Below are 11,156 nucleotides of genomic sequence, written 5' to 3'. Positions count from 1 at the left end.
GAACAGTACCGGCACGGAACATTTTGTATCCAATCAACTCGGACAAAATTCGTTTTAGGTTTCTTCCGCTCCACCATTACGGGGGTATACTCACACCCTCTACGAGAGAGAAATCGCATTTGCGGTTTCTTTTTCTTTTGCGGTGCGCTTGTTACTATCAAGCACCCGCAAAGTGCCACAAGTCCGTTTTTTATGCAAAAGGGCATAGCGGCGGTCGCTTTTCTAATGGATGAGATTGCCGCGCTCACTGCGTTCGCTCGCAATGACGTGTAGCCTGTATGAGATTGCCGCGCTCACTGCGTTCGCTCGCAATGACGGGTAGCCCATATGAGATTGCCGCGCTCACTGCGTTCGCTCGCAATGACGGGTAGCCCATATTGGGTTCGTGCTTTTTTTGTGCGTTAAGGATTTGATACGGGAGGGAGTTTGGTTTTTGCGGGTATTATATGCTTGCAATGCGGTTGCGTTTGAGATATAATATAAACGAAACGCGCGATTGAATGGTTCGAGCGGGCGGACAATTACGGAGCGCACGGCTTGCCGCTCATTCATCACGCCGATTGGAACGACGCTTTGAACATACCCGACGAAAAAGCCGAATCGGTGCTCATGGCAATGCTCATATGCAAGGCTTACAGCGATATGGCGGAGCTTGCCGACTACGTCGGCGACAAAGATTACGCCGACAAAATGCGCTCGGGCAAAGCGAAACTCGCCGCCGCGACAAACGCCGCCGCGTACAACGGCGACTATTACGTGCGGGCGTTTTCCAAATTCGGCACGGTGGGCGATAAAGACTGCTCGGGCGGAAAAATATACGTTAACACGCAGTCGTGGGCTATACTTTCGGGAATTTGCCCGCGCGAGCGCATGCAAAGCGTGATTGCCGCCATGGACTCCATGGAAACCGAAAAGGGCATACCCATGTGCTCGCCCGCTTACCAAACTTACGACGAAACGGTGGGGCGCATGAGCGGCATGCTTGCGGGAGTGTACGAAAACGGCGGCATATACAATCATGCCGGTTGCTTCAAGGTTATGGCGGACTGCGCTTTGGGGCGCGGCGACGAAGCCGTTCGCGCACTCAAAAAAATCGCGCCCGACGGCAAAAACAATCCGTCGAGCGTTACCACCGCCGAACCGTACGTGTTCACCAACTGCTATCTTTTGCACCCCTCGGTGAATATGCAAGTGGGCTTTTCGTGGCAAACGGGCACGTCGGCGTGGGGGCTTATGTGCGTGTACGAGGGCATTTTGGGCTTGAAACGCGGATACGACGGCTTGCATATAGAGCCTGCGCTTCCTTCCGATTGGCAAACCGCGGAGGCGGTGCGCACGTATCGCGGCAACCGTTTGCATATTCTTTACGTAAACAAAGGCGGTAAATCGGTGCGGCTCGCCGTAGACGGCAAAAGCGTTAGCGGCAACGTAATTCCGCTTTTCGATGATGACAAAGAGCACGAAATAACGGTAACTCTCGGGGAATAAAATAAAAAACAAAAAGAGCGGTAAGCATAGGCTTGCCGCTCTTTTGCGTTGTTATGCGATTATCAGAAATCCACTTCGGTGTCGTAGTAGCAGCACTTGAGCAGTTTCTCCATTTCCTCAACCGACGGCTGACGGGGGTTCGAGCCGGTGCATGCGTCGCCGAGCGCGTTCACGGCTATATCGTGCAGTCTTTCGAGGAATGCGTTTTCGGGCACGAAACCTTGCTCGCAAGGATAGCTGTCCGCGCCGTAGTGCTTGATGCAGTGGGGAATATTGAGGTCGTCGCTCATCTTTCTGAGCATGGCTATGAGAAGGTCGACTTTTTCGTCGTCGTTCTTGCCGCCGAGGTTGAGGAAATCGGCTATTTCGCCGTAGCGTTTTTTCGCCGTTTCGTCTTTGGAGTTGAACTTGATTACTTTGGGAAGATACATTGCGTTCGCCGCGCCGTGTATTATATGCGCTCCGAAATCGTCGAACGCCGCGCCCGTCTTGTGCGCCATGGAGTGCACTATGCCGAGCAGAGCGTTGGAGAATGCCATGCCCGCAAGGCACTGCGCGTTGTGCATGCTGTCGCGCTTAGCCATATCGCCGTTGTAGGAAGCCACGAGGTCGCGGTCTATCATTTTGATTGCGTGGAGAGCGAGAGGGTCGGTGTAGTCGCAGTTTGCCGTGGATACGTACGCTTCCACAGCGTGGGTCATTGCGTCCATGCCGGTGTGCGCAACCAGCTTTTTGGGCATGGTTTCGGCAAGGTCGGGGTCTACTATAGCCACGTCGGGCGTAATCTCGAAATCGGCTATGGGGTACTTAATGCCCTTGCTGTAGTCGGTTATTATAGAGAAAGCCGTAACCTCGGTAGCCGTGCCCGAAGTGGAAGATATCGCGCAAAAACGAGCCTTTTTGCGGAGCGCGGGTATGCCGAACACCTTGCACATTTCTTCGAACGTGATGTTCGGGTACTCGTACTTTATCCACATTGCTTTGGCGGCGTCTATGGGCGAACCGCCGCCCATGGCTATAATCCAATCGGGCTTGAACTTGAGCATTGCGTCCGCGCCCTTCATAACCGTTTCCACGCTGGGGTCGGGCTCTATGCCTTCGAAAATTTCCACCTTCATGCCCGCTTCTTTGAGGTAAGCCACGGCTTTGTCCAAAAAGCCGAACTTTTTCATCGAGCCGCCGCCCACGCAAATCATGGCGCGTTTGCCGTCAAACGATTTGAGCGCTTCGAGCGAGCCTTTTCCGTGATACAGGTCTCTCGGTAAAGTAAATCTTGCCATTGTCAACATATCCTCCATAAATTTAAGTATTTTAATATATACATATTATAGCACCGGGCAAATATTCTGTCAACTAAATCGCTAAAAATTTATCGATTAAAAAAACTTTATTCGCTTGACAATTTCGCGGGGGGGGGTATAATCTATATTATATATGGAAGAGAGCAAAGACGATATAATTGTAATAGAAGGGCTTAACAAATCGTTCGGCGAAATAAAGGCGGTGAACGACCTTTCGTTTAAGGTGAAACGCGGCGAGCTGTTTGCCTTTTTGGGCGTGAACGGCGCGGGCAAGAGCACTACCATTTCCATAATGTGCGGCAGCCTTTCGCGCGACGGCGGCACGGTTATAATAGACGGCGTGAACATAGACGAAAGACCCGACGCGGTAAAAAGCGAGATAGGCGTGGTGTTTCAGTCGTCGGGGCTTGACAAGCAGTTGAGCGTGTCGGACAACCTAAAGAGCCGCGCCGCTCTATACGGCATATGCGGCGAGGCGTTCAAGGCGAGGCTCAACGAACTTACCGATTTGCTCGACCTACAAAAACTTTTGCGCCGACCGCTCGGAAAACTTTCGGGCGGACAGCGCAGGCGCATAGATATAGCCCGCGCGCTGATACACAAGCCGCGACTGCTCGTTTTGGACGAACCCACCACGGGGCTCGACCCGCAGACTCGCAAAACCATATGGCGGGTGGTGGAAAAGTTGCGTCGCGACGAGGGCATGACGGTGTTTCTCACCACGCACTACATGGAAGAAGCGGCTGACGCCGACTACGTGGTGATACTGAGCGAGGGCAAAAAGGTTGCCGAGGGCACGCCCATAGAGCTCAAGAACAAATACACGGGCGATTTCGTAACCATTTACGGCGCGACCGAAAAGCAGATACAAAGTCTGGGGATAAAAGCGGAAAGGCGGGGCGACGCGTACCGCATAGCCGTGCCCGACACTGCGGCGGCAACCGCGCTGATTACCGCTCATCCCGACGTATTCACCGACTACGAGGTTGTGAAGGGCAAGATGGATGACGTATTTTTGGCGGTTACGGGCACCGAACTCGCAGGGGAGTAATTATGAATACTTTATTTGCGCTTACCAAGCGTAACGTGAAACTTTTTTTCAAAGACAAAATGCTGTTTTTTACGTCGCTTATCACGCCCGTTATTTTGCTCGTTTTGTACGTGACTTTTTTGGCGGGCGTGTTCGAAGACGTTTTCAGAGCGAGTTTGCCCGAGGGCACGAGCGACAAACTGATAAACGCCGCGGTGGGCGGTCAGTTGTTTTCGTCGCTTTTGGCGGTGTGTTGCGTTACCGTCGCGTTTTGCTCCAACATGCTCATGATTGCCGATAAAACCAACGGGGCGCGCGGCGATATTGCCATCTCGCCCGTTCGCCGCTCAACCGTCGCGCTTTCCTATTTTATAGCCTCGGCATTTTCCACCCTTATCATTTGCTTTGCCGCAACCGCGGTGTGCCTTGTGTATATTGCGTGCATAGGGTGGTACATGAGTTTTGCGGATATAATGCTCATACTGCTCGACGTGATTGTGCTTACGCTTTTCGGCACGGGGCTAAGCTCGCTTATAAACTATTTTCTTTCGTCGCAGGGGCAGATGAGCGCGGTGGGCACGATAATAAGCGCGGGCTACGGCTTTATTTGCGGCGCGTACATGCCCATATCTCAGTACGGGAGCGTGCTCGGTCACGTGCTTTCCTTTTTGCCCGGCACATACGGCACGTCGCTTTTCCGCAATCACGCGCTTGCGGGCGTACTTTCCGAAATGGAAAATCTCGGCTACCCGTCCGAGGCGATAGCGAGCCTGCGCGACTCGCTGGACTGTAACGTGTATTTCTTCGGCAACAGCGTGCCCGTAGGCGCAATGTACGCCATACTCGGCGGCTTTACCGCCCTCGTGGTGGGAGCATACATACTGCTCAACGTGTTCGGCGGAAAAAAGCGCAAGAACAAACTTAAACAAAAAGCGCAATAAACATTGCAATAAAAAAAGCATGAAAATAATAAACGCCGCGTTTCGGAACAGTGAAAACGCGGCGTTTTTCGTTGTGCGAAAAAATTGCGTGCAAACGCTTGACGGGGGGGGACTTAGTTTATAATAGCTGTAGTAAAACGTAGGCGTTAAAGCAAGACTGACAAAAGCTGTCAGCTATACGCTTTGGGGTAACGCAAAACCGTGGTATAATTATAACGTATAGTCGGAGTGCGTTCCGATAAACCGTTTGAAATCGAGGAGGATGTATTGTATGAAAGGTAAAAGCAAAATTTTGTTTGCGTTGTGTTTTGCATTTGTTTTGGCGGTTGCCGCTTTCGGTCTAACCGCATGCGGACAAAGCTCGGGTTCGAGTTCGGGCGGCGACAACTCCGGCGGCGGCACTACAAATCCGCCCGGGCATATGCATACAATGACTCATTATTCGGCGAAAGCTCCCGGTTGCACCGAAAGCGGCAACGTCGAGTATTGGCGTTGCCGCGATTGCAAAAAGCAGTTTTCCGACAGTAAAGGCGTTACCGAAATAAAAAACGTTTCGTTGTCCGCTACCGGTCATACGTATTCGCCTAAATGGTCATACAACGACGAATACCATTGGCATGCGGCTACGTGTAAGCATACCTCCGAGTTAAAAGACAAGCAGGCGCACGCGTTAAATAACGGCGCGTGCAACTGCGGATATAAAATTGAAGGTACGGAAGGATTGATATATGCGCCGTTTCGTACGGGATATGCCGTAACGGGTTACGAAGGCACGGCAACCAAAGTGATAGTGCCCGCCGCATATGAAGGCAAACCGGTGCTTGCCATAGGTACGGGCACGGGCGACGGATTTGCATATTCCGCTTCCGTTACCGAAATAGTTTTGCCGAATACGATACAGCAAATACAGGCGCAGGCGTTCTCCTACTGCACTAAATTGCAAAAGATAGAAATTCCGTCTTGCCTTAATATGGGCGACGGCGCGTTTATGAATTGCTTGGCGTTGACCGAAATAACCTTGCCCGAAAATTGCATTTCATACGGCAATTCGCTTTTCTACGGCTGCGCGGCACTCGCTGAGTTGACAGTGCGCGGCGGAAGAATTACGGCGAATATGTTGCGCGGCTGCTCGTCGCTCATCGCCGCAGTGTTCGGCGAAGACGTAATTGCAATAGACCCGTTGGCACTTGCTTACTGCACAAAACTCGAAACGCTCACCGTGGCGCGATTAGACGGACCTGCGTACCAATTGTTCGAAAGCGGCACATATACCATAGAAGACACGGAAAACATGTTGCCGCAATCTGTGGAAGGAAAATCGCGCGTGATTGGCGGCACTACCGTGCGCTGGCAATGCCCCAAACCCGATTCGTTATGGACGTACGGTAAAAGCTCCGCTACAGTTAACGGGAGATATGCCGTGCTAAACGGCGACGATTGCAAAATTACGTCGTGGAGCACATACAACTACTATTACGGCTCTACAAAGGTGGACTCTTGGCAGATACCGTCGCGAGCTACGTGCGCCTGCTATTTTATACCGCAAACTTTGAAAAAAGTTACCGTTACCAACCAACAGCTCTCGTTGCAAGACGAAAAATTGGCAAACCTTGAGTGCGAGTTGGAGATATTAAACCGTTTTCCCGTCACGAAAATCGAACTCGAAGGTTCGTCGGAAAGTTATATAGACGAGTATGAACTTGATAGTGCCCGAGTTAAAATCACGCGCAGTTCGGGCGAGCAAGAATATGTGCCGCTTTGCGACGTTATTTCCGCCGCCGACGCGAACAAATTTACAACGGTGGGCGAGCATACTCTTACCGCGACGTTTGGCGGTTTTACCGCAAAACTCAAAGTTATACTCCGCAATCACACGTTTGACAATGCGGAAATGCAGTCAATGGAATTTTATTACGACGGCACCGCCAAATCGCTTGAGGTATCGGGCGCGCCGAGCGGCACGGATATTAAGTATTCGGGCAACGGGCAAACGGCGGTGGGTGTATATACCGTAACCGCCACGCTTACCAAGCAATATTACGAACCCAAAACTATCACGGCTACCTTAACGGTAATGCAAAACGAATATAAGATTACATATGTTTTGGGCTTGCCGAATGCGGAAAACCCTAACCCCGCTACGTATTTGGGAACAAAAGGGATTGAGTTTGTTGAGCCGTCGCATTGCAACAAAATTTTTATAGGATGGTTTGCAGATAGTGAATACAAAACCGAAATAACGCAAATTCCTGCGGACACAAGAGAAGACAAAATTGTGTATGCCAAGTGGGAAACTATTTTTACGGTGAACGGTAATACGGTTACGGGGCTTACGCCAAAGGGGAAAGAAAATATAGAAAAGTATCCCGATTTGGTAATCGATTCGGAAATCAACGGCGTAAAGATTACAGCTATAGCGGACAAAGCTTTTTATGTAACTCCCGATGTCAGTAGACCGTCTAAGTTATCTCGCATAACGAGTATAACGATACCCGAGGGAGTAAAGCACATAGGAAAAAACGCGTTTGTAACGGGTGATTCATATTATAGCAGCAGATTAGAAACCGTATATATTCCGAGTAGTGTAGTTAGCATAGGAGAAAATGCGTTTTACCATAGTATTAAGAAAGTTTATATTACGGATATAGCAGCTTGGTGTGGTATAGACTTTGCAAATCAGGAAGCTAATCCGCTGAGTTATGCTAAGAATTTATATATCAATGAGGTGCTAATAACCGATTTGGAAATACCGGATAGCGTAACGAGCATCGGGGATTATGCGTTCAATAATTGCAGTAGGCTTAGAAGCGTAACGATACCGGATAGCGTAACGGGTATCGGGAGCGAGGCGTTCTCCGGTTGCAGTAGCTTAACGAGCGTAACGATAGGGAACAGCGTAACGAGTATCGGGTCTAATGCGTTCTATGATTGCAGCAGTTTGCAATATAATAAACATAACGGTGCATTGTATTTGGGCAATAAAGAAAATCCGTATTTGGTATTTGTAAAAGCCGAGCAAGAGGATATTACATCTTGTACGATACATAGTGATGCGAAAATCATTTATTGTGATGCGTTCAGGGGTTGCAGTAGCTTAACGAGCATAATAATACCGGATAGTGTAACGAGTATCGGTGGTAGTGCGTTCTCCTATTGCAGTAAGTTAACGAGCATAGAGTTACCGGACGGCGTAACGAGTATCGGGTATGGTGCGTTCTATAATTGCAGTAGCTTAACGAGCATAATAATACCGGATAGTGTAACGAGTATCGGTGGTAGTGCATTCTCCTATTGTAGTAGTTTAACGAGCATAGAGATACCGAATAGCGTAACGAGTATAGGAGATTATGCGTTCGCCGGTTGCAGTAGCTTAACGAGCATAGAGATACCGGACAGCGTAACGAGTATCGGGCACGGGGTGTTCTATAATTGCAGTAGCTTAACGAGCATAACGATACCGGATAGTGTAACGAGTATCGGTGGTAGTGCGTTCTATAATTGCAGTAGCTTAACGAGCATAACGATACCGGATAGTGTAACGAGTATCGGAGATAGAGCGTTCTCCTATTGCAGTAATTTAACGAGCGTAATAATACCGGATAGTGTAAAAAGCATTGGGGATTATGCGTTCAATGATTGCAGTAAGTTAACGAGCATAGAGATACCTAACAGCGTAACGAGTATCGGGGATTATGCGTTTTCCGGTTGCAGTAAACTTACTATATACTGTGAAGCGGAGAGAAAGCCGAGCGGTTGGCAGTCTTGGTGGAATATTAGCGGTCGTCCCGTGGTGTGGGGATACAAAGGGTAAAAAGGAGAAAGAAAATGAGTTTTAATCAATACGACATAGCGGAATTTGTTCTTGACGGCAAAACGGTGGAAAAATATTGCAAAGAGAATTGGTGCGCTTTCGAAAACGGAAAATGCGAAAGAAACGACAGGGTAGTGCGCCATTTGATAGAAACAATGCCCGGTCATTCTTGCAATGAATTGACGCCCAAAGCGATAGTGCTCAACGAATTGTACGGCACACAGGTTAAATATATTTACGCCGCGCTTGTAAAAATATGTAAAATAGAAGGCATGCGGTCGAGATTAGATAGCGGAGATATAGGCTTGGTGAATGAAATCGCGGTGTGCTGTAGTCAAAACAATTTATCGTTTGCATCCAAATATTGTTGCATGCATAATAACGCCGCATACCCTATATACGATTCGATTGTTCGCGCAATGTTGCGCGCGCTCAAAAAGCGCGATAAATTCACCAAAAAAGGGATAACGAAAATATCCGATTACGGCGAGTACAAGTGCATTTATGACGAAATGATTGCCTTTTACGGGTTGCAAAAATTCACATACAGGCAAATCGACAAATGCCTTTGGACAAAAGGAAAAGAGATAACAATCGCCAAAAGTTGACAGTTTAGCCGTATTCGTGCTATACTTAGTTAAGAAATTTTCACGGGAGACAGGCGCGCGCGGGTATGAGTTTGGGGTCGTTTTTACGCAGCGAACGTAAGTTGAAAGGCTACACGCAGTCCGACGCGGCAAACGCCGCGGGCGTGGTCGTGCCCGTAGTAAGCAAGTGGGAAAACGATAAAAGCGTACCCGATTTAGCCGCCGCGTGCGCGCTGTGCGCGCTTTATAATCTGCGCATAGACGAGTTTATAAATATGCGGCGTAACGAGAGTTTGCCGCGCGTTTTGCCGCCCGTGCCGTTTAATCCGCGCGTGTTGGGCGAGGCGTGCCGAAAGTTGCGAGTTAAAAACGGTTATTCTCAAAGCGAAATCGGAGCACGGTTGTTCGTTACTTCGCAAACCGTAAGCAAGTGGGAAAGCGGCTCGATTACGCAACTTGATACTTTCGAAAGTTTGGCGGCGGTTTACAATATTTCCGCGGTAGAATTATTGTGCGGTAACTTGCGTGAAGAAAATTCGGAGGCTATGCCGCCCGAGCCGCGGTCGTCTTATGTTCCTCGCAAAAAACGCGCGGTTCGTTTCGCGTACATAGCCGCGGGGATTGTTTTTGCCGCGTGTTTGGTTTTTGGCGGATTTTTTATAGGCGGATATTTTAACGAGCAGGGAAACAATACTACGAACCAAACGCCGATATTGCCCGAAAATCCGGGTAATACCGAAAGCCCTGATAATACACAAAATCCTGATAATACCGAGAGTCCGGATAAACCGATTACAAAGCCGGATACGCCCAAAGAGTACGTAACGCTCACGTATCATTTCCCCGACGGAACAACCGAGTCGCACACTCTTAAAGCAGGGCAACCAACTATGATTGAGCCGTCTTATATGTATCGGGATACGGCGTGTTTTCAGTACAAAGGATACGAAAACGGCACGATGCGTTTGTTCGGCTCGCGAGAGTTGTATAACGTACGGCTCGAATACGATATCGACTTGTACCCGTATTATATGACGAGATGGGTAGATATTCCGTCGGCGAAGTCGCAGGCGGAGCGGGAATTACTTGCCGACGTGGAAGCCGCGTTCTCTTCGGCGGAGAATTTACTTTCGGGCTGGGTTAACATTATATTCGGTATTTATAATAAGCGGCACGAAGAGGTGGTTGAGGGGACGTTCGGGAACGAAGAGTCGGAGTTTTACGACACGTACGTTCAGTTTATTAGAGCGTGCGAGCAATTGACGGAAATCGTAAAAGAGCAACAAATAGTTAAGTGGGCGTATACGCGCATACAAACACTTTTGCCGCTTGCCGAAACGCTCAAATCCGATATGTTGGAATTCGTGTATTCGCTGTCGTTTCCCAACGGTTACGATACTATGGATGACGAGGAAAAACGCGCGGTGTATGTGCCTATTATGGAAAACTGTTTGCGCAGGTTCGGCAACAGGTGCATAGAAATGAATTGTTTACTCTTCGGCACGGACGATAAAGCGCAATGCCTTAATAAAGGAGTTTGCGGCTGGTATGGCGATTACCGCGAAAAATTGGGAAAGGAAAAGTGCGCCGAAATATTGGGTTTATAGGCGCGGCGGGGCAAATTTAACAATCGCGCTCAAAGTTTAACGCGTTCGCAACGGTTTGTGCGGGCGCGTTTTTTGTATTTTACGGTATAATATAAGTACGAATTCGAAAAAAAAGATTTCGGACGGCGCCGTCCGCCGAGAGCGGACAAAATGAAAAACGAACTGATACTGTTGTTGTACGATACGCTTATTTGCGGAAAAACCGTGGAGCGTAAAAGTTTTTGCTCGGAAAACAAAATTTCCGAACGCACGTTCTACAGGTATATGCGCGAAATATCGCTGTTCTTTATAAAACACAAGCATAATACGGTGATTGACGTGCGCGAACCCGACGGCGAATATTACGCAAAAGAAAACGTGTAACCGTTATCGGCTTAATTGTTGACTTTTT

Annotated in this window: 9 protein-coding genes; 8 read left to right on the top strand and 1 reads right to left on the bottom strand. The window is 49.0% G+C overall.

Going from position 1 to position 11,156, the window contains the following annotated elements:
- Both NFR55_RS03995 and NFR55_RS03990 read left to right on the top strand, forming a co-directional pair.
- Positions 1-273 (top strand): hypothetical protein (locus NFR55_RS03995; RefSeq protein ID WP_251546473.1); only part of this gene is annotated, 273 nt, incomplete at its 5' end.
- 222 nt (positions 274-495) lie between these two features.
- Entirely contained in the window at positions 496-1,488 is a 993-nt protein-coding gene (locus NFR55_RS03990) for a GH36-type glycosyl hydrolase domain-containing protein (protein WP_275556907.1), read from the top strand.
- A 62-nt stretch (positions 1,489-1,550) separates the two neighbouring features.
- On the opposite strand, the gene NFR55_RS03985 is transcribed toward NFR55_RS03990, so the two are convergent.
- On the bottom strand, positions 1,551-2,768 hold the full coding sequence (locus NFR55_RS03985) for an iron-containing alcohol dehydrogenase (protein WP_251546468.1): 1,218 nt from the start codon (positions 2,766-2,768) through the stop codon (positions 1,551-1,553).
- A gap of 154 nt (positions 2,769-2,922) precedes the next feature.
- Here NFR55_RS03985 and NFR55_RS03980 point away from each other — a divergent pair, with 154 nt between their 5' ends.
- From NFR55_RS03980 to NFR55_RS03955, 6 genes are all read left to right on the top strand, one after another.
- Complete coding sequence (locus tag NFR55_RS03980) at positions 2,923-3,840, top strand: ABC transporter ATP-binding protein (protein ID WP_251546466.1); 918 nt, start codon at positions 2,923-2,925, stop codon at positions 3,838-3,840.
- A gap of 2 nt (positions 3,841-3,842) precedes the next feature.
- Complete coding sequence (locus NFR55_RS03975; protein WP_251546464.1) at positions 3,843-4,760, top strand: ABC transporter permease; 918 nt, start codon at positions 3,843-3,845, stop codon at positions 4,758-4,760.
- A 271-nt stretch (positions 4,761-5,031) separates the two neighbouring features.
- The gene (locus NFR55_RS03970) at positions 5,032-8,571 is read left to right on the top strand and encodes a leucine-rich repeat protein (RefSeq protein WP_251546462.1); all 3,540 of its coding nucleotides are present in this window, start codon (positions 5,032-5,034) and stop codon (positions 8,569-8,571) included.
- A 14-nt stretch (positions 8,572-8,585) separates the two neighbouring features.
- Positions 8,586-9,179, top strand: coding sequence for a hypothetical protein (locus NFR55_RS03965; protein ID WP_251546460.1), 594 nt, complete (start codon positions 8,586-8,588; stop codon positions 9,177-9,179).
- 65 nt (positions 9,180-9,244) lie between these two features.
- Positions 9,245-10,765 carry a helix-turn-helix domain-containing protein gene (locus NFR55_RS03960; protein ID WP_251546458.1) on the top strand — a complete coding sequence of 507 codons (1,521 nt, stop codon included), beginning with the start codon at positions 9,245-9,247 and terminating at the stop codon, positions 10,763-10,765.
- Between the two features lie 150 nt (positions 10,766-10,915).
- Complete coding sequence (locus tag NFR55_RS03955) at positions 10,916-11,128, top strand: hypothetical protein (protein ID WP_251546456.1); 213 nt, start codon at positions 10,916-10,918, stop codon at positions 11,126-11,128.
- Positions 11,129-11,156 lie beyond the last annotated feature (28 nt).

Source organism: Pumilibacter intestinalis, assembly GCF_943193005.1.
Taxonomy (GTDB): Bacteria; Bacillota; Clostridia; order Christensenellales; family Pumilibacteraceae; genus Pumilibacter; species Pumilibacter intestinalis.
Note: the sequence above shows the minus strand (reverse complement) of the source record. Positions and strands in the feature narration are given on the sequence as shown.